Consider the following 25,334-nt stretch of genomic DNA (forward strand, 5'->3'; position numbering starts at 1 on the left):
TTTGCGTATTCAATGGTCTGCCCCCTGCGCGGCGGTAGCCGGAACGTTCTGGGCGGGAACGTTCCACCCGCTGACTTCGACTACAGGCACGGCCGTTCCCTGCGATGCATATCGCGCGGTCAGGGTCATCGACTCGCCGGGCCAAAGCGTGACGTCATTGTCAGTCCACCTTATAGGCAGCGCAAGATCGCCATGCGCGCCGCGCTTGATCGACACATGCTCGAACAGCGCCACCGCCTTGGACGAGGCGGGTACGGTCAGCGTGACGGTGGTGACGTCTTCTTTTCCTTCGCGCCTCGTCGTTGCACGGATCTCGCTCGTCGCGGCCGGCAGCGAGCGCAGCGCCGTCAGGTCTCCGTACTGCGTCACTGGGGTTAGGTACCAGTTCGACTTCGGCCAGTTGAGCACGTCCGCCCGGGTGGACAGCCAGTAGACGTTGCGGCTGACCGGCTTGCCATCGAAAGAAGCGAGATCGAGCTCGACAAAGTACGTAGGCGACAGGCCGGCGATGGCCGGCAGCGTCAACAGCGACCCCGTGTGGTTCCCCGCGACGTCGATGCCTTTCAGTTGCTTCTCGAAACGCACGCTGCCATCCAGGTTGCGCACACGGATGCTCGCCTGCAGGCCATGGGCATCGTCAAGCGTGTGGTTCACCAGCACGATGCCCTTCGTGTCGTACGAATACTGGATGTGCACCAGTTCGTTGGCTTTCTTGGCGCCGAAATAGGCGCCGGCCGGATTCATGAAGTAGTCGTACAGATGCCAGTGCAACGAAGGCCAGGCGTTATTGAGCATCCAGTAGATCACGCCGGTTGCGGGCTTGGCGGCGTCCATGTGGGCGTTGAACGCCTCGAACTGCGCGCGCACATTGTCGTAATTGTCGAGCTGGGCCTTGGCGACGTAATCGGCAAGACTCGTGGGCGCCCCATAGCGGGCGGCCAGCGCGTTGTCGAACGGCGTGAGCACGGAGAATGTCGACCAGTCCGCCGACGCGTGGTATTGCCTCGCCTCGGGGTACTTCCACAGCGCCTCCTGCTCCTGCGGCGACAACATCCGCTGGATGTCTTCCAGTCGCGGGATGTCGGCGCCCGCACTGACTTCGGAATCGAAGCCAAATGCTCCGCCGAGCTTGTCGGCATACCAGTAGGCTGGCGGTATCCAGTCATACGGACCAGCCATCTTCATGCCGGATGGGCCGGCTTCGGCAGTCGCTTGATCGACGGCAGCCGAAATGATGGGCAGCGACCAGTTCGCGGTGCGCAGCGTATCGGTGTACATCTTCGCGAGCGGCGGCGGCGGCGCATTGTCGCTGCCGATGTAGAAGCCGATCACCGAAGGGTGGTTGCGAAGCAGGCGCGCCTCGCTGGCCATGGATTCCTCGGCCACCTTCTTGTCGGCGTCGCTCCAGGGTTCGCCGCCGGTCTTCGCCGCGGACTCCCATTTGTCGCAGCATTCCCAGCCGGCGAGAATCATGATGCCGTTGCGATCAGCGAGGTCGTAGAAGTGCTGGTTCTCCAGCTTGCCTTCGCTGCGGATGGCATTGAGGCCGAGATTGAGGACGTAGCTGAACTCGGCCTCCATGCGGGCGGGATCATCACGCAGGAACATGTCCGGCGCCCAGCCGCCGCCGCGGATCAGCAGCGGCTTCCCGTTGATGAAGAACTGCCGATAGCCCTGCTTGGTCAGGCTTGAGGTGACGCTGCGTATGCCGAACGTCGTGGTGGTGCGGTCGGAGGTAGCGCCGTCGACCGCAGCGGTCATGTCGAGCTGATACAGCGGATGTTCGCCCATGCCGGCCGGCCACCAGATCTTCGGGTGATCCAGTGCGAGGCCAGGGGTGGTCGTGGGTGAGAACGAGACAGTCTGCGTTTGACCGGGCGCGAGGTGGACGGATTGCTGCACGGGAACACCCGCCACCGTGCCCTTGATCGTCGCGTCATGGGCCACCGTGTCGAGGTTCTTCGCCTCCACCGTCACGGCCAGCGTGGCGCGCGACAGATCGGGCAGCGGCAGCGTGGAGAGTACATGCGGGAAACTCAGTTCCACGGGCCCGGTCTGCGCGATGTCCACGCCGCGCCACGGGCCCATGTTGTTGTCCGGAGGCGTCGGGTTCCAGTCCACCCAGCCAATCGACAGGCTCTTTCTGGGGTCGCCCGGGTGCACCCGCATGGCGAGGACGTTGGCGCCTTCGTGCATCCAGCGCGTCACGTCGAACTCGCGCACCGGATAGGCACCGGCGACATCGCCGTGGTCGGCGACCAGGTGTCCGTTCACCCACAGGTCGGCGCTGGCAATCATGCCGTTTGTGCGCACCAGCGCGTGCCGTCCTGACGGGCCTTTCGGCAGCACGAACTCGGCGCGATACCACCAGGGCGTCACGAACAGGTTGCCGCTCGCGTCCGGCACCTGCACCGCGCGCAGGTTGTCGCTGTAGAAGACGTCGTTCTTGAACGCGCCGTTCTCCAGCAGACCGGCCATGACCGTCGCTCGACCACTAACCGGGTACCACTCCTTGGTGGTGAAGCCGGTGACGGAAATGTCGGCGCCACCCTGCGGCGCCTTGGCCACGTCCTGAATCTGCCAATGTTCGATGGCCGTGACGGAGCCGACATCCGGCGCCAGCCGAGTGGAAGCGTAGGGAGTTTGAGTGTGCGCGGCCGGAGCGACCGATGCCGCCATCGCGGCCATCATCCAAAGCGCGAGCCTGGTGGGAGTTTGCATGGGGTCACTGTCTCTCGAGGTAGGTTTCGCGGATTTCAACCGGCGCGAACGGCCAGGATTGGTTGACCCTGGCCCACACCGCAAACACCACGAGGCCAGCGAGGATCCACAGGCCGGACAAGACCAGTGACAACGTGGAGGCAGATACGTACACGTAGACCCATCCCACCAACGCGATGATGCATGGCACGGGATAGAGCCATTGCTTGTACGGGCGCTGAAGGTTCGGCTGGCGCTTGCGCAGCACGATCAACGCGGCGATCTGCGCGAAGGACTGCACGATGATGGTCGCGGCCAACAGCATGTTGATGACTTCGGTCAGGTCGAAGAACGTGCCGATGGCAGTCACCACGCCCATCGTGAGCAGCGCCACGTGCGGAAACCCGTGCCTGGCGTGCAGGTGTCCGAACACCGACAGGAACACCTTGTCCTGCGCCGCCTCGAACGGCACGCGCGAGCCACCGAGCAGGCCGGTGAACACCGAGGCGAACGCGGTCACGATGATCAGGACGGTCATGACGGCGGCGGCCACATGGCCCCAGCTATGCTCCACCACCAGCGAAGCGACCGACTTGGACTGGGCGATTTCCTGCCACGGCGCCACGCCAAGCACGCTGATGTTGAGGAGAAGGTAGATAAACATCATCGCGATCACCGAAACGATGATGGAGCCGGGCATGGTCCGGCCCGGATCGCGCAACTCATCGCCGATGTAGGCGGTCGTGTTGTATCCGAGGTAGTCGTAAATGCCGATCACCAGCCCCGCGCCAAGTCCCACGAAGAAGTGGCCGCCAAACGTGTTGGATGGGTAGGCAAAGGCGAAGCTCGCATTGAAGTGCGAGAACCCCGCCGCCGCCACGCCGGCGACGGAGACAAGCATGATCACCCACAACGCGATGGTGATCGCACGGACCGATTCGATGCGGCGATATAGCAGCCAGGTGACGATGGCGGTCGACGCCAGGCCGATCAGATGTACCGGCCACCAGCCAAGGTGGGGAAAGAAGAATTCCAGATACTCCACCATGCCGATGATGCCCGTGGACATCAGCAAGGGAATCGCCAGCAGCATCGTCCAGATGAACAGGAATGGCATCAGTTTGCCGGTGCGGTACTGAAAGGCTTCGCGCAGGTACACGTAGGTTCCACCGGAACCCGGCATGGCCGCCCCCAGCTCAGCCCACACCAGGCCGTCGGCCATGGCCAGGATGGCGCCGGCGATCCAGCCGATGATGGCCTGCGGTCCGCCCATCGCGGCGACCATGATGGGGATGGTGATGAACGGCCCGATGCCGCACATCTGGGTCATGTTGATGGCGGTTCCCGAGAACAGGCCGATGGAACGATGGAAGGCGCTGTCGCTGACGGGCTGGGGCTTCCTGGAATCCTGCATGCTGGCCTTGTCGTGGTGGGTAGCGAACGGGGCGCCGATGGATGCGCCCCAAAGAATGATTCGGTGACTCCGGGCTCAGCCGGCGTCGCGTTGATCCCAATCCCGCGAAAGCGGGACTGGGACCAGCGTCGAGCCTGGGGCGCCGAGGGGAGCCACTCCGGTTACCACTGGCCGCGTACGCCCAACATGACCATGCGCTCGGAGAAAGTCGAGTGCGCAGGCTGGTCGGGCCACACGAGGTAATACTTCTGGTACTCGTTGGTGAGGTTGGTGCCGTCGAGGAATACCTCGGCGTACTTGTTGAACTTGTACGAAACCGACGCATCAACGTACCGCTGCGGCGCCTCGTACATCTCCATGCCCGTGATGCCGCCCACGCTGTCCATCACCGCGCGCCGCGAACGGTAGTTGTACGCGACACGAGCCTGGAAGTGATCGTCCTGGTACCACAGGATGAAGTTGCCGGACTTGGTGGAGTTGTCCTGAAACGGGATCTTCGCCCCGGACAAGTCTGTTTCGCCCGAGTTGCTTGGCGCATAAGTGGCGTTCACCTCCATGCCCGTCTTCGACAGGAAGCTCGGCAGGAAGGTGAAACCCTGGCGGTAGTCGAATTCCGCGCCATGGATGCTGTTGCCCGTGCCCTGCACCGGCTGGTTGATCACGATGCAATGATCGCGGACCACGCCGTCTTCGTCCGGCAGGGTGCAGTTGGTCACGCTGCCGTTCTTGATGAAGCTGTCGACCTCGATGCGGAACAACGCGAGGCTCACCATGCTGGTGGGGTTGATGTAGTACTCCAGCGATGTGCCGTAGTTGGTGGAGCGCCACGGGTTGAGGTTAGGGTTGCCGGTCGATGTGCCATTCGACACTCGGAAGATCGGACCCTGCGGCGTCTCCATCAGCGAGTAATTGAGCTGCAGACCGCCGGCCCAGGTGCTGAGGTCCAGCGGCATCATGTTCTTCGAATAAGCCAGTCGCCACTTGAAGCTGTCGGTAATATCCAGCGAGAAATTGGCCGAAGGCAGGACATCCTGGTAACTGCGTTTGGTGACGGCGGTGCCGACGTCGAGGGGTTCGTCGCCGTAGGCGCCCGGGTCGCCGCTGAGATGCTGGGTGACGTCCAGATTGGTATGGATCAGCCGCACGCCGACGTTGCCGCTGTAATTCATGTCCCACATCGTGCCGTTGAAGTTGCCCTGCAGGTAGCCGGACAGCTCTTTCAGCCTTACCGCCCAGGTCGTCCCTGGCTCACCCACCTGGACGGTGTCGGGGTAGAGCGACTTCCAGTAGGAAATGGGATTGACCATGGCGTTGGGATCAATCGCCCAGAAGTTGATGCCCGAGCCAAGCAGGTTGGTGTAGTACTTGAAATTGTTCGCCAGCGGCGCCGCGGTATTGGGCATCTGCAGTGCAGAGAGCGGTCCTGCGCGGAAGTAGCCAAGACTATTGCCTGCGGTGCACGACCCGCTGTTCAGGACCACGTCGGCGCCGACATAGCGGACCAGGCATCCGTTCGGATCGCTGGCTCCCATGCCCGCATACACCGGTGTTTCCAGCGTCCAGCCGTCGTTGCTCGCGTCGCGGATGCTGTTGCGCACACCGAACACGAGCTGGAAGCCGTCCTGGAAATCGTATTTGCCGTCGAAGCGCAACGCGTTCAGCGCCACCTCGCGGTTATAGTCGCCGGAGGATTCCAGCGTCTTCATGGTCCAGCCGTTGGGATCGGCGAATTGCGTCGCCAGCGAGGAAGGAAGGTTGACCGTGATGTAGCGACCCGTGAAGTTGGCAATGATCGGGACCGTGTTCTGAGGCATGCCGTTGGCATTGAACACGCGGTTCCCGCCCAACTGCGCCGGGTAGACCATGGTGCCTGGCGGCACGGCGTCGTCGGGCACGCCGTCCATCAACACATTGGGCCAAAGGGCGCCGTCGGAATTCGAAATGTTGACGTCAGTTTCCTGGTTCGACTGGGACGCCGTGTCATGGATGCCGCGCACGCTCGCCGTGAAGGGGCCGCCGTCGTCGTAATCCATCTGCAGGTTGAAGTTCTTGGCGACGGAGCTCTTCTGGACGATCTGTGAGTACGACTCCACGTCGCCGGGCCACTTCTCATAGACCTGGGTCGTGAACATCTGCATGCCGTCCCAACCCGGCTCCGGCGTGCCGTAGGAGCCGAGGACGGGACTGCCGGTGTTGCGCGATTGCAGCGGCACGTAGGTCGCGCCCTGCCAGTTGGTGGAGTTGAACTGGATGCCGTAGTTGCGGTCGTACTCGCGCTGCTGGGAGTAGAAGAAGTCGCTGGTCATGGTGAAGCCGCTGCCCAGGTCCATCTGGAACGAGGCATTGGCGGACTTGCGCTTCCGTTGGGTAATGATGTCGTTGAGCCCGATGTCCTGGCTGCCCATGAAAACGCCATTGGACTTGCCGTCGCCATTGACGTCCACGCTGCCATCCGCGTTCTGGACGATCCTTGAAGGGATGGGCGCGCCGTTCCACCCGGACAGGAAGCCGTTGTAGCTGCCTGCGCTGGCTGCGTTCTCGCCATTCAGCACCACGCCGTACTGGTCGAGACCTTCCGTCGAGTTCATCCGGCGGGTGTCGGAATAGTCGGCGGAGATCAACAGGCCCCAATGACCTTCATCGTTGAACGAGATGAGACCGTTCGCCTCGGGCCCCCAGTGGTTGGTCGAGGAACCACGCTGTCCGTTGGCGGAATAGCTGTAGGTGAAGCCGTTGGGGAGGTCCCACGGACGGTAGGTGTGCAGGTCGATGGCGCCACTGATGCCGCCATCCGTCGTGCTCGCGGTGGGCGACTTGATCACGTCCACGCCGTGGAACAGCGTCGACGGCAGCATGGTGAAGTCGGGCTGCTGCGAGTCGATCTGGTCCGCCGTGATGAACACTTCGCCGTTCAACATCGTGCCGACCTGCGGCAGGCCGCGCACGTCCACCGAGGTGCCCACGCCAGCGTCGCGGTTGATCTGCACGCCGGTGACTCGCTGCAGCGAGTCGGTGATCGTGGTGTCAGGCAGCGCGCCAATGTTTTCGGCGGTGATGCTGTCCTGGATGTTCGGCGCCTCGCGCTTCAGGTCGATGGCGCGAATCTGCGATGCGCGCACGCCCGAGACACTGACGGTCGACAGGGTGGTCGCGTTCTGCTCTGCGGCGGCGCTACCTGTACCTGTGCTGCCGGCGTCAGTACTGCTGGCGTCGGTACTCTTGGCGTTGGCGTCGGCTTTCTTTGCGTCAGTTTTCTTGGCGCCTGGCGCCGGTGTTGCTGGTGTTGCTGGTGTTGCTGGTGTCGTTTGCGCCGTAGTGGCTTGCGCCGCCGGGCTGCCCGTTTGGGCATCGTCGAATGGCGATGCGACGGCCGGCGTCGACACGACGGCGAGCAGCGACATGGTGATGGCAAACGACAAAGGATGCTTGCGATGTACGGTGGACATGGGCTTTAGCCTCGTTGCTGGTGCCTGTCGAACCTCAAGTGCTCCGGGAATTTCAGAAAAAAGCGTGTAACTCGACGGCGTCTGCGCGTTTCGCGCCCCGTCGTGATGCAATCTCTCGATGTCCCCCGCCCATGGCTCAGCGAGCCAAGGCGATTCCACTCACTGCCACTGCGCGGTACGCGCGCCCCGCGTACCGCTTACTTCGAAAACACCATTCGCGCCAACGCCCACTGGCCATCGCGAGGATCGCCGGTAGCGAAGACACAGAGGTCGCGAACACCGGCCCCCACCGGCATGGCAACCTTTCCATCAAGCCGAACCTGCCCCCTGGCCTGCACCGCGTTGTCCAGCGGCAAGCTCGCAAGCAGCGGCCCCGTGCAGGAATCGGCATGGATCTCGAACTCACCCGCTGCGCTGGCCTTGCGCCTCACCACGGCATCCTTGGCCTCATCGCCGAACCGCCACGTCATACGCTCGACCGTCATCGCCACATGGGTGATGCCATCCAGCGGAGCCTTCGGCCACAGCCAGCACGCATTGCCGATGTCCACGGAGTAGATCGGCCTCGGCCCTTGCGGCGGCCGGCTGCCATCTAGGCGCGTGGCTGGTTGCCTGGAGCACGTTGCAAGCGCACTACCGTCGCGGCCCAACAAGGTGTTTTCGTCCAGCACCTGCGTTCGCGGCGCCGCCAGTTCGAAGCCATTGGCGGCAAACGTCGCAGCGCGCAGGGTCGTGTTGGCCGACAGCGTCAGCGGCTTCGCGTACGCGTCGGACTGGCTGGTCGGGAGCGAGCCATCCGTCGTGTAACGGATCGTCCCGAATGACACCTGATTGGACAGCTCGATGCGGAACGCGCCATGGTCGGCGGCGGTCACGTGGAAGGCGGGTGCGAATGCGCTGTCGGCATAATCGATGCCCAGAGCGCGGTAGCGCGCCAGCTCAGCCGGCATGCGCTGCAGGAAGTCGTTCCAGTCGCGGGCAGTCGCGGGCGACCAGCCAAGCTCGGACAGCGCGGCAATCCGCGGAAATACCGCATGCTGGTCATGCGCAAAGGTTGGCATCTGCTCGGCCCACAGGCCCGCCTGCACGCCGATGACGCGCCGGGCTTCGTCCGCGCTGGCGCCGTCCGGAATGACGACCGTGTCATAAGCCTGCCGCAACGTCGGGGCCGGCGGCGGGCCCGGCCATTCGTCGGGCAGGTCGGACTGGTAGTGGTCAAAGTACAGGGACTCCTGTGGCGTCATGACGACGTCATGGCCTTGCCTCAGCGCAGCCAGCGCCACGCGCTCATTGTCATCGCCGTGCCAGGACATCACGACTTGCGAAGCAGGGAGCTTCGCGCCGGCGACAAGCACGTCGTCCCAACCCACCGGCGTGCGGCCGTGCTCGACAAGGTGCGCCGCGACCTGATTCATGAACCAACCCTGCAGCTGATCCATGTTCGCCAGACCAAGCTTGTGCATCTGCGCACGCACTTCAGGCGATGCGTTCCACTGCTGTTTGTCGGCCTCGTCGCCACCGATCGAGATGTATCGCGAGGGGAACAGCTGCATCACCTCATCGAGCACGTCGTCGACGAACTGCAAGGTCTTCTCATCGGGCTTGATCAGCCACGGACTGACGCCCCAGTCCGTCCACACGGCCGGGCGCTTGCCAGTGACCCCCAGCCACGGATAGGCGGCGATGGCTGCCTGTGAATGACCGGGCAAATCGATTTCCGGCACCACATCGACAAAGCGCTCGGCGGCATAGCGCACAATCTCGCGCGCCTCGGTCTGGGTGTAAAAGCCGCAATAGGGCTGGTCGGGGGAGCCGGTCAGCTCGCTGTCGAGGCCTACCGCCTTGCGGCATGCACCCACTTTCGTCAGCTCGGGATACTTCGGAATCTCGAGGCGCCAGCCCTGGTCTTCGGTGATGTGCCAGAGCAAAACGTTGAGCTTGTTGAGCGACATCCAGTCGATCAGCTTCTTGATGTCCGCCACGCTCTGGAAGTGCCGCCCGGAGTCCAGCAGCAGAGCGCGCCACGCAAAACGCGGGTGATCGTCGATGACGCCATCAGCAACCTGGACGGGCGCGCCGCGCGTCCAGCCCGGTGGCGTCAGCAGCTGCCACAGGGTCACGCTGCCATAGAAAGCGCCGCGCGGCGTGCGTGCCGTGACCACGATGCCGCCGTGGTCCACCGTGATGCGATAGCCAGCGTCATCCACGACATCGGCGTTCGGGTTCACATCGAACGTGATCGCCGCATGTGCGGCGTCCGCAGTCGCTACGCGCAAATGCATTCCGTTGGTGTCGGCCACGCGTTGCACGAACCGTTCCGCCACCGCCTGCACTTCTTGGCGATCCGCGCCATGCACCGAGACCACTGCGCCATCCGCAATTTCAACGGCGCCCGATCCAACCGGACTGGCCTTTACCGGCTGCGGGAGTAACGACCACTGCGGGACGGCCGGCGCCGCAACGGCGACACCCGTAGCCACCAGCCACGCGATGGCCAGGCGACAGAAGAATCCCGACAGCGCGATGCGGCTCATGCGCCCTGCCCTCCTGCTTCGGCGCAACGCGACGCACCCGACGCGACGCGCCTGAGGTACCACTGGGCGGCGCCCTGCACGCCATGAAGGCCATGCTCCGTCACCCGCACCGGCACCAGCGACAGCAGTGCGCGCGCGCTTCGTCCGTGCAGGAACCGCTCCTCGAAGGCGCTGCGCTGGAGCAGCTCGAAGATGGAAGACAAAAAACCGCCGGCCAGATACACGCCGCCCGTGGCCATGAAGGCCATCGCTAGATTGCCGGCGAAGCTCCCCAGCGCCGCACAGAAAATTTCCACAGCTTCCGTAGCCTGCGCATCACTGCACGCAACGGCCGCCCGGGTGACTGCCTCGGGTGTCGCCAGCTTAGGCGCCACCCCATGCAGCGCGCACAGGGTCACGTAGAGGGTCAGCAGACCGGGGCCCGACACGACGTGTTCAAACGCCACGTAACCGCCATTCGGCGCCAGGTGCGCCAGAACTTCACGCTCCCGTACCGAATTCGGCGCGAAATCCATCTGGCCGGCTTCCGTCGCCAGCACGAAGTCGCCGGCAGGTCCGGGAACGTGCACGGCCGCGCCAAGGCCGGTGCCCGGCCCGATCACCAGGGTCGGGCCGCTGGAATGCGTGTCAGGCCCACACAGGTGGCGTCCGTCGTCCGTGAGGGAGCCATCGAGCGCGTATGCCAGCGCCTCGAAGTCGTTGAGGACGGAAATTTCGTCCAGGCCCAGCGCCTGGCGCAGCTCCGTCAGCGGGATGGGCCAGGCGAGATTGTCGTTCACCACCTCGTTGCCCATGATCTGGCCCGCGCAAGCGAGCACGCAGTGCTTCACCGGGACTTGCACATCGGTATCGACGAAGGCGCGCAACAGTTCCGACAGCGTCGAGAACTGCGCGCACGCGAAGGTGCGAAAGCCGAGCGTTTCGACCCCGCTGGCCGCGCCGCCTGAGGCGCGCATCAGTGCAACACGCGCGTGCGTGCCGCCGATGTCGGCCGCCAGAAACGGCGTTCCTGGAATCCCCGCCAGTCGATCCGAATGCTCGATCGCCACGTCCAACCCGCCCCCGCAGTGGAACCGTTATCAGCCTGTAACGCCATTGACACCGGTGTCAAGCCGTGGCGCAACATCGGCCGAAGAGCCCCGGGACACCGGGGGCGCCTTACCGGCGAGGGCGGTCACCCCGGCTACTTTCGGCGCGCCGGAGGTCGGACTGGACATCGGACGAGCGCACTTCGGGCGGTGTAACGGCTTATGCTTGCCGGCTTATTTCTATCGCCTCTTCAATCGCCCGATGAATCTCCGTACCGCACTTCTGTACTCTGCGTTCGCCTGTTGCCTGGCTTCACCTTCTGCATGGGCCGGCACATCACCTGCGCACGCAGTGCACGTCGGACCCTACCGCGTAGAGCGCGATGTAAAGCCCGGCCGCAACAAGGTAGTGGGCACGCTGTCCAATGTTGGCCATGCGCGCGTGCGCACCGCCAAGGTGAGCTTCCGCCTGTTCGATGCAAATGGACGCGCGGTCGGCCGCGCCTCTGATGAAGTGCACAACCTGAAGCCGGGACAGACCTGGAAATTCCACGCCTTCGCACGCGGCAACGTCAGCCGAGCACGCCTACTCAAGGTCGAAACGAATTAGCCGCCCACTCGGTCTCCTGGATGTTGCGAAGCCCGGCGGCGATCGACTTTCACTATCGCTCATCAAGCGCGGCGCTGCCTTGTGGCCCTTGTGTCGGCAGGGAGCCTCGCACGTGCGGTCACGCGGCCTGCCGAGGGACAGATACGTTCGCGCGGCAAGTCTGGTTGCATGACCACTGGAGTCAGACCGGCGCCATTGGCATGCGCTGACAGGCTCCAGAGGCAGCCTAATTAGTTGGTTATCTGAGTTGGCCGGGCGACGCGAGACAGCAGCGTGAAACTACCGGGAGATCTCGCACCAAGCCGTGCCCAAACAATGTTTTGTGCTCAATCACAAGTTGGCCAAAACGGCCAACTTATGCTTTCAGCGACACGCAGACCCCGATCCATGCAGATGGTGGGCCCACCAGGATTCGAACCTGGAACCAAGGGATTATGAGTCCCCTGCTCTAACCGTTGAGCTATAGGCCCATTGCGTGCCGGCGTTGCGCCGGCTGGGGTGGGACATGGTAGCCGGGCGGGGCGGGGGCGTCGACCGGAAGAGCTTCCCGGCGGCGCGAATAGCGGCTTGGAGTGGCGAGTAACGTAGAATTTGCGCCGCCGCGCCTTGTCTTTGGCGCCCAGACCTGAAGGATGCGCCATGCGCGAGCTGATCGAACGTTACCTGGCCGCGTACAACCGCATGGACGTGGACGGCATGCTGGCGACGATGCATCGCGAGGTGGTGTTCGAGAACTACACGGCCGGAGTGCTGAGCGTGCGCACGCAGGGCGCCGACGAGCTGCGCCGCCTGGCCGAGAACTCGCGCTACCTGTTTTCCGCGCGGCGGCAGTTGATCCTGGTGTATCAGGAAGCGGATGGCACGGCCACGGCACAGATTCTGTTTGACGGCACGTTTGCGGTGGATTTGCCCAATGGCGTACGCGCGGGACAGTCCATCACGATGAACGGGCGTAGCCAGTTTCGGCAGCGGGATGGGTTGCTGGCTTATATCGCGGACTACAGTGAGTGAGGGCGCCAGCTGTGTGGCTCGCTCGGACCTGCGTATAAGGCACTGGATGACTCGCTACGCTCGCCCCTTTGGGGCCGCCTTTTAGGCGTTCTGCGCGCTTCGCGCTCCGTCCCGCTCTTGCCCCCTTTGGGGGTTCGCGGGAATGACGAGCAAGTCGGGTCACGGGCTGAGGCTAGCGGTGCGGGCGTCGGCTATGAGGTGGTCAGCGTCGGCGCGGCGCAGCAGGGCGTTGCGCCAATGCTGCTGTCGCGACGAATCCGCTTCCTGCAACCAGTGGTTTTTACCCGCCACCAGTGCGGCGACGGGCACGCCGTCCTCATAGAGCACGCGGGTGCCGGCTAACGCTGGCAGCCTGTTCCCGGCCAGCACGGTACCCACCAGGTTGAGCGGATCCGCGCCGCTGATGCAGACGAGTTCGCCACCCGGCTCCTGCTGCCGCACTGCGCGCAGACGGGCAATCGCTTCGGGGAGGGCGAACTGTTCGCCCACCAAGCCTTCGACGAAGCGGCCGCCACGGATTTCGCCTCGGGCTTCCAGGCGGTGGTACACGCGAATGAGTTCGCGCCAGCTGGGGAGCCAGGGGGCTTCGCGTTCCAACAGTTTCCAGAAGACGACGCCGTAGCGGCGCAGGAGGCTGCGGGCGATATGTTCGAGGTGGTCGGGGTCTTTGGACTGAGCACTAGGCGGCGCCTTCTCGAGCACCCGCCCCTCATCCGACCCTTCGGGCCACCTTCTCCCCGGAGGGGAGAAGGAACGAATGAGGGACCAGCGGCCGGCGTCTTCGATGCCGGTGAGCATGTGGCGGCGCAGGCGGCGATGACGATGGGCATCGCGCTTGGCGGCGGGCACCAGCAGGGCGCGCAGGCCGCCGAAACTGTCGGCGGTGACGCGACCGGCGGCCACAAGTTCGCCCAACGCATCTTCCAGTTCGGTACGCAGCAGGTGCGTAGCGCCCATCAACTCGTCGAAGAACAACGCTCCCTCGTTGCGCAACGCATCGAGCACGGCCTGCGCACGTGACGACACTGCCGCCTCCTGCAGCCCGTCGCCTGCCGTGGCCATGCTTGTCCACACCGGGAGGCTGCGGCGCGGGAGCAGCACGATGGGCGTGGCGCGCACGGGACCTCCGCCACCGCCGACGCCGCTGCGCAGACGGCTCCAGCTCACGCGACCGGCGCGGCACAGTTCATCCAGCCAGCTGATGGCGTAGTCGTCGATGCGCGCCGGCAACAGTTCGGTTTCCCATGCGCCCGCGGCCGCCTCATACCCTTCGAGCTGGGTGAGAACGGCGGGCAAGGCATCCGGCCCGCTCAGCCGCGCGCCCTTGGTAACGTGCTGCCATTCGAACAAAAAGCGCATCAGGTCGCGGCGGCTCACCGGCTCGATCTCGCGACGCAGGCGGCCGATGGTGTAGCGGTGGATGCGCGCAAGCAGATGGCGCTCGCACCATTCCAGCTCCGTCGCGCCGGGTGTGAAGTGGCCCTGCATGACGTAGCCCTCCGATTGGAGGCGCAGCAGGGTGAGATCGATGTCGCTCACGGGAACCCCGAGCGAGGCCGACAGCGCAGGCACGGTGACGGGGCCGAGGCCAGTCAGGCGGGCGCGGATCAGTTCAAGCAGGGCGTCGTCGTGGGTCCACGACTGCGCGGCGTACTCGGCGGGAGCGGCGATGGGTGGCTGAAGGGAGGCGTCGGGATGGATGGCCTGCCATTGGGGGAGTTTTTCGGCGGTGGTCCAGAAGTGGCACTGTGGCAAGAGTGGCCCCTCACCCCGGCCCTCTCCCCGGAGGGGAGAGGGAGTTAGAAGCGTCGCGCGATGGTTGTTGGCGAGGGACTTGAGCCAGTCGTTCCAGCCTTCGTTGCTGTCGGCTTCGTGTTGGGTGGTGCCGCCAAGGATGCCAAGCGCTTCGTGCATTTCATCGGCGCTGCGCACCTGCGGCCAGGCTTCCTCGCGCACAGCGGCAATGGCGTCGGCGTCCAGTCGACCAAGATCGTCGGCGCTTTCCGGGTCGGACCAGCGTCGCGACTGCACGGCCTGCGTGCGGCGCTCTTCAAGAGGCGCGTCGTCGAGATAGGCGTATGGAGCAGCGTTGAGCACTTCACCCGCGAGCGGGCTCGGCGCTGCAAGGTCGCGCGCGACCACGGTGATGGCGCCCTCCTCCAGCCCGCGCAGGATATGCAGAAGGCCGTCGACATCCATCGCCTCGCGCAGGCAGTCGTGCAGAGTCTGGTTGACCAGCGGATGGTCGGGTATCTCACGCTCGCCCACGATGTTCTCCAGGCACGCAACCTGGTCGGGAAACACGGTGGCGAGCAGGTCCTCGCTCTTCATGCGCTGCAGCTGCGGTGGCACCTTGCGGCCGCCCTGGAAACGCGGCAGGGCCAGCGACGTCGTCGCGTTCCAGCGCCAGCGCACGGGGAACAACGGAGCGTCCAGCAGGGCCTGTACCAGCACGTGCTCGGCCGAGGCGGAGTGCAGGTACCTGGCCACCTCGTCCAGGGGGAAGCTGTGGCTGGTGGACAGCGAGAGCACGATCGCGTCCTCGGTGGCCGCGGCCTGCAGCTCGAAGTTGAACTGGCGGCAGAAACGCTTGCGCAGCGCCAGGCCCCAGGCGCGGTTGATGCGGCTGCCCCACGGCGTGTGGATGATCAGCTGGGTGCCGCCGGACTCGTCGAAGAAACGCTCGAACACCAGCGTGTGCTGCGTAGGCAGCACTCCCAGTGCGGCCTTGGCCGCGCCAAGGTAGTCGGCCAGCTGTTGCGCGGCGTCCTCGCCAAGGCCGAGCGTCTGCATCAGCCAGTGCATCACTGCGGCGATGGCGCCTTCATCGAGCCGCGTGGCGATTTCTTCGCGAAGGCGCGACACGCCGTGCGACAGCTCGGCGCTGCGTCCCGGCGCCTCGCCGAGCCAGAAGGGAATGTTCGGCGGCACGCCCTGGGCATCTTCCACGCGCAGGCGGTCGCGCTCGATGCGCTGGATGCGGTAGCTGGCGTTGCCCAGCTGGAACACATCGCCAGCGAGGCTTTCGACGGCGAAATCCTCGTTCACCGTGCCGATGATGGTGGCCTGCGGCTCCAGCACCACCAGGTAGTCGGCGGTATCGGGTATGGCGCCGCCCGAGGTGACGGCGGTGAGGCGCGCTCCTCGGCGGGCGCGCAGCTGGCCATGCACGGCGTCGCGATGAATGTACGCCGCGCGTGCGCCGCGCCGCGTGGTGAAACCATCGGCCAGCATGCGCACCGTCGCGTCGAACTGTTCGCGTGTGAGCTGGCGATAGGGATAGGCGCGGCGCAGGGTGTCGTACAGCGCATCCTCGCTCCACTCCTGGCAGGCCACCTCGGCCACGATCTGCTGGGCCAGCACATCCAGCGGCTGAGGTGGCTGCACCAGCGTATCCAGTTCCCCGCGGCGCACGCAGTCGAGCAAGGCGGTGCATTCCACCAGGTCATCGCGCGTGGTCGGGAACAGGCGCGCCTTGGGTGTGCCATCCACCGCATGCCCGGAACGGCCCGCACGCTGCAAGAAGGCGGCGATCGACCGCGGCGAGCCCAGCTGGCACACCAGATCCACGTCGCCAATGTCGATGCCCAGCTCCAGCGAGGCGGTGGCCACCAGCACCTTGAGGTCGCCACGCTTGAGGCGCTGCTCGGCATCCAGACGCTGCTCCTTGGCGAGGCTGCCGTGGTGCGCGGCCACGGCCTCCTTGCCGAGGCGCTCGGAGAGATGCCGCGCCACACGTTCGGCCATCCGGCGCGTGTTGACGAAGACCAGCGTGGTGCGATGGCCTTCGACGAGTTGCGCGAGCTGGTTGTAGACCAGCGCCCAGCAGTCGTTGGACATCACCGCTTCGAGCGGTACTGGCGGCACGACGATGGCGAGGTCGCGCGCGCGGGTGTGGCCGACGTCGATGATGGTGACTACGTCTTCCTCTCCCCTGCGGGGAGAGGATTGAGGTGAGGGGGCGGGGCTTGCGGCTGGGGTTGGTAGAGCGGTCTTTTGCTTTGACGCGGCGCTTTCGCGAGGTTGGCCCCTCACCCCAGCCCTCTCCCCGGAGGGGAGAGGGAGAACGGCGTGGCTGCCGACAAGGAATCGGGCGACTTCCTCGATGGGCTTTTGCGTCGCCGACAAACCAATACGCAACAACCGCCGCTGGCACAGCGACTCCAGACGCTCCAGCGACAACGCCAGATGCGCGCCGCGCTTGCTCGAGGCCATGGCGTGGATCTCATCCACGATCACGGTGCGGGCGCCGGCCAACATGCGGCGGCCGGATTCGGAGCCGAGCAGGATGTACAGCGATTCGGGCGTGGTGACCAGGATGTGGGGCGGCTGCTTGCGCATCCAGTTGCGCTCGGCCTGCGGCGTGTCGCCCGTACGCACGGCGGTACGGATGTCCACGTCGGGCAGGCCCTGCTTGGCCAGTTCCGCGCGGATGCCTTCGAGGGGCGCTTCCAGGTTGATACGGATGTCGTTGGACAGCGCCTTCAGCGGCGAGACGTAGACCACCGTGGTGACATCGGGCAGCACGCCGCCATGGGCGACACCCTCCCGCACCAGCGCGTCGATAGCCGACAGGAAGGCGGTAAGCGTCTTGCCGGAGCCGGTCGGGGCCGCCACCAGCGTGTGATGGCCGGCGCGTATGGACGGCCAGGCGGCCGTCTGCGGCGCCGTCGGTGCGGCGAAGGCGCCCTGGAACCAGGCGGCGACGGCGGGATGGAAATCGTGCAGGGGCATGGACTTGAGTCTGTCGCAGTCGCCTCTCAGAGCCTCAGACATGGGGTTGCCTGAGCCAATGCCAATCACCGCAAGATACTGCGATTCAGTGACCAACAACACTGCGTGGCGGTAGCGCCGTGGCGACTCAGGCATGAGCGAAGTCGACCTCAACGCGTCGTAGCCGCTATCAAAGATGTACGACGACCTCGTGGGGAAAACCCGAGCACGAGGGACGCTTCCCGCGGTTCGACATCAATCAGGCGGAAGCGTTGCCCGTCCCTACACTGCGAGGTACGGCGGCTACCCGTTGTTTGAAGGCGATGCGCACGTGGGCCACCACGGGGATGCCGGCAGACGCGAGCCGCCCATGCCCTCTTTCTTATCCGAACCGGCGAGCCCCCACGACGGCCCGGCTTGGTGCAGAATCCCGTCTTTTCCCGTCGAGAGCGCGCAGTGAGCCAACCGGGTGACCACGGCAACGGCAGTTCCCACTTCCTGGCGATGGGCGATGGCCAGGAGCTGTTCGTGCGCGACTGGCCGCATCCCCGCGCCCAGGACGCCGTGCTGATCGTTCACGGCCTCGGCGAACACAGCGGTCGCTACCAGCGACTGGCGACCTGGTTCCACACCCGCGGCTACGCGGTGCGCAGCTACGACCAGCGCGGACATGGCCGCACCAGCGGCATCCGTGGCGCCATGAGCCACCCGGACGACCTGCTGGAAGACCTGGCCACGGTCTACGAGGACTACGCCTCCGCCCTGCCGCGCCCGCCGCTGCTGCTGGGCCACAGCATGGGCGGCCTGGTGGCGGCGCGGACCGTGCTGGACCGGCGCATCCAGCCGCCAGCGATGGTGCTTTCCTCGCCCTCGCTGCGCACCTGGGAGCCGGCATGGAAGCAGCGCCTCGCCGGGCTGGTGGCCAAGGTGCTGCCCAACCTGCCGCTGCCGAACGGGCTGCCGTTCGACAAGCTTTCGCACGATCCCCAGGTGGAGCCCGCCTACCGCAGCGATCCGCTGCGCCATGGCTGGATCACGCCGCGACTGGCCGAATTCATCTTCCGTGCCGGTGCGGCCACCGTGAGCGACGCCGTCCAGCTGCGCGTGCCGACCCTGCTGCTGGTGGCCGGCGCCGACAAGCTGGTCAACCCTTCCGGCAGTCGCGATTTCGCCGCGGCGGCCTGGGCCGGGCCCTGCCTCACCACACGCTACTTCGACGCGCTCTTCCACGAGCTGTTCAACGAGGCCGAACCGGCGCGCAGCCAGGTGCTCAAGCAGCTCGGTGACTGGCTTCAGAAGCGCAACGTGGAAGCGGCGGCCTCCCGCTAGGACGATCGCGTGCGGGGTGCTCCCCGTGACGCGTGAACCGCGCTAGAGCCATTCGCGCTTGCCGGTGAACACGATGGTCAGCCACTCGGCGCGAATGTCGCTGCCCAGCCGGTGCGCGATTTCGCTGCGCACGTCGTCGATCTGGGCCATGGCGCCCAGCGGCCGGGAGGGATCGACCAGGATGTGGATGTCGATGAAACGCATCCGCCCGATCTTGGCCACGTAACTGGAAAAACCGAGATAGCCCCGTTCGTGCACCAGCGCGCCCATCACCGCGCGCACGCGCGTGTCGAGGTCGTCCGGCGCCACCTGCAGCACTTCGCGCAGGGCGTGCCAGAGGCTTCCCAGCGGCAGCGGCAACAGCACGACGATGATCAGCAGCAGGACGGTTGAATCGATGTAACGCGTCCACGCGTCCAGCGAACCACCCTCGATAACGAGGCCGATCGCAAAGCCCACCAGCACGGCGACACTGATGCCGCCACCGATGAACCAGCCATTGGCGTCCAGTTGAAGCAGCGCGGAACTCAGCTGGACCGCGGAACGATGCATGTAGATGGCCATCGCCAGGCTCACCACGCCCATCACCGCCGCCCATGCAACGCCGAGGCCGAAAGCCAGTTCATGGCCGCCGGTCAGCAGGCCATGAAGGGCGGTGTACGCGGCGTAGCTGCAGATCGCGGTGAGCACGCTCGCGTTGAACACCAACAGCAGCGGTTCGAGGTGCCAGTAGCCGAACTGGAAACGGCGACTGCCTTCACTGGTCACCAGATGCGACACCATCAGCGAACCAGCCGTGAGCACCACATCCACCAGCGAATAGAAGCCGTCGAAGGCGATCGCCTGGGAACGCATCCACAGGCCAACGGCCACACATGCGGCGCCGACGATGAAGGTCACGACGATCGACAGGCGGAGCAGACGCTGTTCGCGGGAGTTATCCATGCCACGAGTCCGAGCGGAGCGTGGCGTCATTATGGAGGAGGTCGCCCCGTGCACCACAAGCCTTCCGATGGGATACCGGATGCGGCGGCCGCATGTCGACCACAAGGCTCAAGTGGCGATCACGTCGAGACACGCGATGCGAGCACACGCGCCGATGCACGTTCGCGTCGCGGTTGACACTCTCATCCCTTCGGCGTCGATGCATGCGGGGGAGATAGTCCAGAGAACGTGAACGCATCGTGGCGCTTCGCACGACAAGAGGCTCGTCTGCAGCCCACACAAGCCGCGCCGCAACGTGTAGCGCAAGTGGAACCTCCCGATGGCGTTGCGACTAGGCGCCTGGCGCAGCGGTGCTCCGCGCACGCTGGAACTCGCGCCGAAACACGCCGGGGCTCGCCCCGTGATGACGGCGGAAGATGCGACCGAAGGCCGCCTCGGAGGCGTAGCCGCAGCGTTCGGCGACCTGACCCGCGGTGAGCTTCTCGCGCACCAATAGACGCGCGGCCAGTTCCATGCGCACTTGGGTCACCCACTCCATCGGCGTCATGCCGCTGAGCTGCGCGAACTGCCGTGCGAACGTCGCGCGCGACATCAAAGCCAATCCGGCGAGATCCACCAGGGTCCATGGCGTGGCGGGCGTCTTCAGCACGGCTTCCACCACGCGCGCGAGCCGCGTGTCCGCCATCAGCGCGAGCACGCCGGTGGCCAGCGCACGATCGGCCATCAGGCTGCGCAACACCAGCGTGAACAGCGCCGTGGACAACTCGCGCACCACGGCCACACTGCCGGGCCGGGGCTCCACGCTCTCGGCGCGCATCATCGCCACCACCGCCAGCAGGGCGGGGCGATCAGCGGTATGCACGATCACCACGTCGGGCAAGGTCCGCAACAGCGCACTTCCGCTATCGCCCAGCAGGAAGCTGCCGCACAACATGTCGAAGGCCGGTCCCTCGCCGCCGCGGGATACTTCAACGAGCACGCCATTGAAGCTGCGGGTTTCCTCCACCTCATCCCCGTCGTCGGGCGGCAGTTCGCTCAGCAGCGTGTGCTCGATGCCGCGGGGAAACACCACCACATCGCCACTGGCCAGCGTCAACTCCTCGCCACCGGCGCGCAGGCGAGCGTGGCCCTGCAGCACCACGTGGTAAGGCAGATAGCCCCGGCGCGTCGGCAGGTTATGCACCGACCAGCCGCCGGCGTAGCGGCAGTGCAGCTCCACCGTACCGGCGGGATCAAGGTTCTGCACCAGCTGGCTGAGGCTGTCCATGGGCGAGCCTGCGAGACGATTGAGCAATAAGACAAGACTCTCATATGCGGATCGTGTCAAGCATCGACCCTAGAGTGTGCACACGGTCCGGCCACGGACCATCCCACTTATCTGCTCAGGAGTCTCAACCATGAACCGTCTGCACACCCTCGACACCCACCAAGCCTCGGGCGAACTCGGCCAGATGTTCGCCGCCATCAAGAGCGCGGTCGGCAAAGTGCCCAATGCCTACGCCACCATCGGCAGCAATGCCCCGGCGGTGCTGGGCCACGTGCTGGCGACCGGCGCGCTGCTCAAGCAAAGCAGCCTGTCCGATCGCGAGCTCGAGGCGATCAACCTCTCGGTAAGCGAAGTATCCGGCTGCGATTACTGCCTGGCCGCGCACAGCCTGACCGGCAAGATGGCCGGCTACAGCGCCGCGCAGATCCGCCAGCTTCGCGACGGCGCGTATCCCGAGGACGCCAGGCTCGACGCCCTGGTGAAGTTCGCGGTGCGACTGGTCCGCACCAGCGGCACCTTGCCGGCCGCTGCGGTCGAAGAGCTCTGTGCCGCCGGCTACACCGACACGCAGGTCATCGAAGCCGTCATGGCGGTGAGCGCGATCCTGTTCACCAACATGGTCAATCGCGTCAACGATACGGTCCTCGACTTCCCCAAGGCCGCCTGAGTCTTGCTTGCCAGCGACTGCGGCAGGCCGCCCGCGGGCAGCCTGCTGTGGGCTTGTGGAAGCGGTCAAGGCGACCCATCCGTGACGCCTGCCTTTGCATACCAGCCATTGATGACTGGCTAGTAGCCGGGGGCGGCGAGGCCTGGCCGCCTGGAAGGCCGATCGCCAAGCCACGGATGCCACCCGCCCGGCGCTTTTTTGCGGCGCACCACTGGACGAACCGGCCCGGGGGAGTCACGCTTATTGTCTCCCTCAAGCCAGGACTGTCCATGAGAACGCCAGACCGTGCCGCCCCGACCTTGCTTGCTGACCTCGGCGGCACCAATGTGCGTTTCGCTCTGGCTGATCCGGGCCGCGCCGCGCCGCTGATGGAAGACAGCGTGCGGCGCTATCGCGTCAAGGACCATGCCTCGCTGGCCGAAGCCATCCGCCAGTATTTCGCCGACACCGGCCTCACTGCGCCGCGCGCGGTGATCGCCGCCGCCGGTCGCGTGAGCGAGGGTGAGACGGTGAAGGTCACCAACAATCCCTGGCTGGTCTCCGCGCACGCGCTGCAGGCCGAGCTCGGCATGGAGGCGGTGCACCTGGTGAACGATTTCGCCGCGCAGGCGATGGCGGTGCCGTTATTGGCGCACGACCAGCTCTCCTCGGTCGGCCCGCAGGCGATGCCCACGCAGGGCGCGAGCGCGGCGCAGACGTTCGTGGTGATGGGGCCCGGCACGGGCCTTGGCGTGGCGGGCCTGCTGCGCCGCGAAGGCCATTGGATCGTGCTCGAGACCGAAGGCGGCCATGCCGGCTTCGCCGCACACACCGCCGAAGACGTGGAAATCCTGCATCGCCTCAATGACCGCTTCGGCCGCGTTTCCAACGAACGCATGATCTGCGGCAACGGCCTGGTGAACCTCTATCTCGCGCTGGCGGACATCGCCGGCCAGCCCGCCGAGGAATACACGCCCGAAGACATCACCGCCCGCGCCGAGGCCGGCACGGACCCACTGTGCGTGCGCACGGTGGAAACGCTGGCCGGCATCTTCGGCAGCGTGGCTGGCGACCTCGTGCTCAGCCTCGGCGGCTGGGACGGCGTCTACCTCACTGGCGGCGTGCTGCCGATCCTGCTGCCGTGGATCAAGCGCGGCGGTTTCCGCGAGCGCTTCGAGGCGAAGGGCCGCTTCCGCGAAACCATGGAGCAAGTGCCGACCGTGGCGATGATGCATCCGGAGCCCGGCCTGCTCGGCGCCGCCGCGCTGGCGGTGATCGACGCCGGCAAGCCACTGGTACCGGCGGGCTGACGTTGCCGCCAGCCGTTGCTGTCACTCAACGGTACTGGCGCATCAGCGCGAACTTGGCGTCACCTTTCGTGCGCTCAAGGAAGTAATCGAACATGGCGCTGTCGGCGGCAAGAGCTGCCGGCGTCATGCGTTCCACGTCGATCGTGCGTACACCTTCCTGACTGCAACCATGGCCGCGCGCCACGCCGAGCACCCGGTGTTCGGCGCTGCAGGTCGACTGGACGATGCGGCCCTCGAAGGTGAGACGGCCATTCGTACTTTGCGCCGCTGCCGTGCCGATGCATGCGGCCAGTACCGCGAGAGCAAGCAGACGTTTGCGTGCCATGATCTTTCTCCGACTGAATGATCGTGCGTCGCGCGTGCCATTCGTCGAAGTCGCCGGTGGCGACGTGCCGATCCCGGCGAATGAGCTCGGTCGACAACAGCAGCATGCGCTCTCCGGACCGCGCTGACTGTCAGTCGCACCGCGCGCCTACAGCGCCGCGTGCCGCGAATCACACGGGCGTGGGTGACCCTGCACGGGTGCTACTCTGTGGCCCCTCCCCGGCCGAGCCCATCCGCCATGCCCCGCAGCGACACTGCCTTTCTGTTCGACCTCGACGGCACGCTGGTCGACAGCGTGTACCAGCACGTGCTGGCCTGGAAGGAAGCGCTCGATCGTGAAGGCGTGGAACTGTCGGTGTGGCGCATCCATCGCAAGATCGGCATGAGCGGCGGACTGTTCACCAACATCCTGCTGCGCGAAACCGGCATGGAGATCACCGAGGAACGCCTCACGCGCCTGCGCACCTGGCACGCCGAGGCGTACAACCGCCAGGCCACCCAGGGTTCGGTGCGCCCGCTGCCCGGCGCGCGCGAGTTGCTGGCCTTCCTCACCGAAGAGGAAATCCCCTGGGCCATCGCCACCAGCGGTCGCATGCAGACGGCGGCGCACAACCTCGAGGCGCTGGGCGTGGATCCCTCGAAGGTGCCGGTGGTGACACGCGACCAGGTGCGTTACGCCAAGCCTGATCCGGACCTGTTCGTCACCGCCGCGCAGCGCCTTGGCGTGGACATCCACCACAGCCTGGTGGTGGGCGACAGCATCTGGGACATGCTCGCCGCCCAGCGCGCCCGCGCACTCGGCGTAGGCCTGCTTTCGGGTGGTTATGGCCAGGAAGAGCTGGAAGATGCCGGCGCCTTCCGCGTGTATGAAGACCCCGCCGATCTGCTCAAGCACATCGACGAAGTCGCCGCGCGACGCTGAGTGCAGTGCGGGTCGCGCAGGCGCGCCGATCCGCTCCGCTGTACCCATGTCAGGTTAGATTCATCGCCTTCACGCCCGCAGCGGGTAGTCTCTGAATCTGGTTCCGTAGTTTGGAGGCCGCCATGCGCCGTTTTCTCGCCATGCTTCCTCTCGCCCTGATGGTCGCGTGTTCACCCACTTCGCCACCGCCATCGGAAAAGCCGCCCAAACCGCAGTCGGAGCTGAGCGCACCCGACAACGCGGCGCTTGGCTCGCCCGAGTGGTACGACTGGGTCGACCAACGCCTGCAGATCAGCCACGACGGCCATGGACCCGACCATGGCTCCTACGAATGGAACCGCGCCGTGCAGTTCAGGCTGGGGCAGGAAGCGCCCCAAGCGCCGCTGGGTTCACCGCAGTGGCAGCAGGCGGTGGATGCGCTGTTGCGGACGAGGCCGGCGATGTGAGGGTTTTGCGTTGGCGCGGATTGTAGGTCGTTCGCGAGGATAGACGTCGGGCGGTCGATGGACGGAATTCAGACTTCACGCGCTGACGCAGCCTTCCCGCGAGATTGGCCCCTCACCACCGTGAAGGTGGCAATGCCCCAACCCTCTCCCCGCAGGGGAGAGGGAGCAAAAAGCGAATCGGAGAGGCATGCTGTTTTAAGTCCTCAGTACAACGACGCCCCGCGGGGTAGCCGCGGTCCGTGAGGTAGCACGCGACGAGTTCGGCTTGCTGCGGTCATCAAGGCTTGTATGCCAGGCAGTGCTGGGACCCCTCTCCGCTTCGGCGCGTTGCGGGTTAGCCGCTGTCCCTGAGGTAGCACGTCACCGATCCGGCTGGCCGCAGTCGCCCAAGCTTCTATCCAACATATCGCTACGAGCCTGTCAGGCCATTTTCTTTGGGTTACTTTTCTTTTGGGCCAGCAAAAGAAAAGTGACTCGCGCGTCGGCAGACGACATTGCCACCTTCACGGTGGTCGAAACGCCCGCCGTGTAGGCGGCACGCTGGCGGGAAGGCCAAAGTATCCAAGAGCCAAAGTCACTGGATCCCAGCTTTCGCTGGGATGACGCGCAGGAATATCTGAGGCGAAACGAGTGAGTCGCGCTTAGGGGGCGCTACTTCGGAGGGAGAGGGAAGCCATAGGCCTCGCAGC

Annotated in this window: 16 protein-coding genes and 1 tRNA gene; 7 read left to right on the plus strand and 10 right to left on the minus strand. The window is 65.5% G+C overall.

Annotation, left to right across the window (positions count from 1 at the left end; genetic code table 11):
• Nucleotides 1-9 precede the first annotated feature (9 nt).
• From DVT68_RS09815 to DVT68_RS09835, 5 genes are all read right to left on the minus strand, one after another.
• On the minus strand, nucleotides 10-2,721 hold the full coding sequence (locus tag DVT68_RS09815; protein ID WP_233523418.1) for a glycoside hydrolase family 2 protein: 2,712 nt from the start codon (nucleotides 2,719-2,721) through the stop codon (nucleotides 10-12).
• Between the two features lie 4 nt (nucleotides 2,722-2,725).
• Nucleotides 2,726-4,114 carry an APC family permease gene (locus DVT68_RS09820; RefSeq protein WP_114824890.1) on the minus strand — a complete coding sequence of 463 codons (1,389 nt, stop codon included), beginning with the start codon at nucleotides 4,112-4,114 and terminating at the stop codon, nucleotides 2,726-2,728.
• Nucleotides 4,115-4,275: 161 nt separating this feature from the next.
• Complete coding sequence (locus tag DVT68_RS09825; RefSeq protein ID WP_114824891.1) at nucleotides 4,276-7,560, minus strand: TonB-dependent receptor; 3,285 nt, start codon at nucleotides 7,558-7,560, stop codon at nucleotides 4,276-4,278.
• 197 nt (nucleotides 7,561-7,757) lie between these two features.
• Nucleotides 7,758-10,094 carry a beta-N-acetylhexosaminidase gene (locus DVT68_RS09830; RefSeq protein ID WP_114824892.1) on the minus strand — a complete coding sequence of 779 codons (2,337 nt, stop codon included), beginning with the start codon at nucleotides 10,092-10,094 and terminating at the stop codon, nucleotides 7,758-7,760.
• Nucleotides 10,091-11,143: a glucokinase gene (locus DVT68_RS09835; protein WP_233523419.1), complete on the minus strand. Its 1,053-nt coding sequence runs from the start codon at nucleotides 11,141-11,143 to the stop codon at nucleotides 10,091-10,093. Before DVT68_RS09835 ends, DVT68_RS09830 begins: the two co-directional genes overlap by 4 nt.
• A gap of 331 nt (nucleotides 11,144-11,474) precedes the next feature.
• Here DVT68_RS09835 and DVT68_RS09840 point away from each other — a divergent pair, with 331 nt between their 5' ends.
• The gene (locus DVT68_RS09840; RefSeq protein WP_114824893.1) at nucleotides 11,475-11,732 is read left to right on the plus strand and encodes an FxLYD domain-containing protein; all 258 of its coding nucleotides are present in this window, start codon (nucleotides 11,475-11,477) and stop codon (nucleotides 11,730-11,732) included.
• A gap of 394 nt (nucleotides 11,733-12,126) precedes the next feature.
• Here DVT68_RS09840 and DVT68_RS09845 read toward each other — a convergent pair.
• Nucleotides 12,127-12,202: transfer RNA gene (locus DVT68_RS09845), tRNA-Ile, on the minus strand.
• Between the two features lie 169 nt (nucleotides 12,203-12,371).
• Between DVT68_RS09845 and DVT68_RS09850 the strand changes: the two genes are divergently transcribed.
• Nucleotides 12,372-12,743 (plus strand): nuclear transport factor 2 family protein, encoded by a 372-nt coding sequence (locus tag DVT68_RS09850; protein WP_114824894.1) that lies wholly within the window; start codon nucleotides 12,372-12,374, stop codon nucleotides 12,741-12,743.
• 159 nt (nucleotides 12,744-12,902) lie between these two features.
• On the opposite strand, the gene DVT68_RS09855 is transcribed toward DVT68_RS09850, so the two are convergent.
• A complete protein-coding gene (locus tag DVT68_RS09855) occupies nucleotides 12,903-17,477 on the minus strand; it encodes a DEAD/DEAH box helicase (protein WP_114824895.1) in 4,575 nt (1,524 codons plus the stop codon).
• A 483-nt stretch (nucleotides 17,478-17,960) separates the two neighbouring features.
• On the opposite strand from DVT68_RS09855, the gene DVT68_RS09860 reads away from it, so the two are divergent.
• Nucleotides 17,961-18,785, plus strand: a complete 825-nt coding sequence (locus DVT68_RS09860) for an alpha/beta hydrolase (protein ID WP_114825327.1) — start codon at nucleotides 17,961-17,963, stop codon at nucleotides 18,783-18,785.
• Between the two features lie 42 nt (nucleotides 18,786-18,827).
• Here DVT68_RS09860 and DVT68_RS09865 read toward each other — a convergent pair whose 3' ends face one another.
• Together DVT68_RS09865 and DVT68_RS09875 are read right to left on the minus strand one after the other, a co-directional pair.
• The gene (locus DVT68_RS09865; protein ID WP_114824896.1) at nucleotides 18,828-19,730 is read right to left on the minus strand and encodes a cation diffusion facilitator family transporter; all 903 of its coding nucleotides are present in this window, start codon (nucleotides 19,728-19,730) and stop codon (nucleotides 18,828-18,830) included.
• Between the two features lie 331 nt (nucleotides 19,731-20,061).
• Entirely contained in the window at nucleotides 20,062-20,997 is a 936-nt protein-coding gene (locus DVT68_RS09875; RefSeq protein ID WP_114824898.1) for an AraC family transcriptional regulator, read from the minus strand.
• A 130-nt stretch (nucleotides 20,998-21,127) separates the two neighbouring features.
• Here DVT68_RS09875 and DVT68_RS09880 point away from each other — a divergent pair, with 130 nt between their 5' ends.
• Together DVT68_RS09880 and glk are read left to right on the plus strand one after the other, a co-directional pair.
• Nucleotides 21,128-21,664 carry a carboxymuconolactone decarboxylase family protein gene (locus DVT68_RS09880; protein ID WP_114824899.1) on the plus strand — a complete coding sequence of 179 codons (537 nt, stop codon included), beginning with the start codon at nucleotides 21,128-21,130 and terminating at the stop codon, nucleotides 21,662-21,664.
• A 269-nt stretch (nucleotides 21,665-21,933) separates the two neighbouring features.
• Complete coding sequence (glk, locus tag DVT68_RS09885; protein ID WP_114824900.1) at nucleotides 21,934-22,953, plus strand: glucokinase; 1,020 nt, start codon at nucleotides 21,934-21,936, stop codon at nucleotides 22,951-22,953.
• 25 nt (nucleotides 22,954-22,978) lie between these two features.
• On the opposite strand, the gene DVT68_RS09890 is transcribed toward glk, so the two are convergent.
• Nucleotides 22,979-23,278: a hypothetical protein gene (locus DVT68_RS09890; protein WP_114824901.1), complete on the minus strand. Its 300-nt coding sequence runs from the start codon at nucleotides 23,276-23,278 to the stop codon at nucleotides 22,979-22,981.
• Between the two features lie 237 nt (nucleotides 23,279-23,515).
• On the opposite strand from DVT68_RS09890, the gene DVT68_RS09895 reads away from it, so the two are divergent.
• Both DVT68_RS09895 and DVT68_RS09900 read left to right on the plus strand, forming a co-directional pair.
• A complete protein-coding gene (locus DVT68_RS09895; protein WP_114824902.1) occupies nucleotides 23,516-24,199 on the plus strand; it encodes an HAD family hydrolase in 684 nt (227 codons plus the stop codon).
• Between the two features lie 122 nt (nucleotides 24,200-24,321).
• Nucleotides 24,322-24,645, plus strand: a complete 324-nt coding sequence (locus tag DVT68_RS09900; RefSeq protein WP_114824903.1) for a hypothetical protein — start codon at nucleotides 24,322-24,324, stop codon at nucleotides 24,643-24,645.
• Nucleotides 24,646-25,334: the final 689 nt, after the last annotated feature.

This window comes from Dyella solisilvae (assembly GCF_003351225.1).
Lineage (GTDB): Bacteria > Pseudomonadota > Gammaproteobacteria > Xanthomonadales > Rhodanobacteraceae > Dyella > Dyella solisilvae.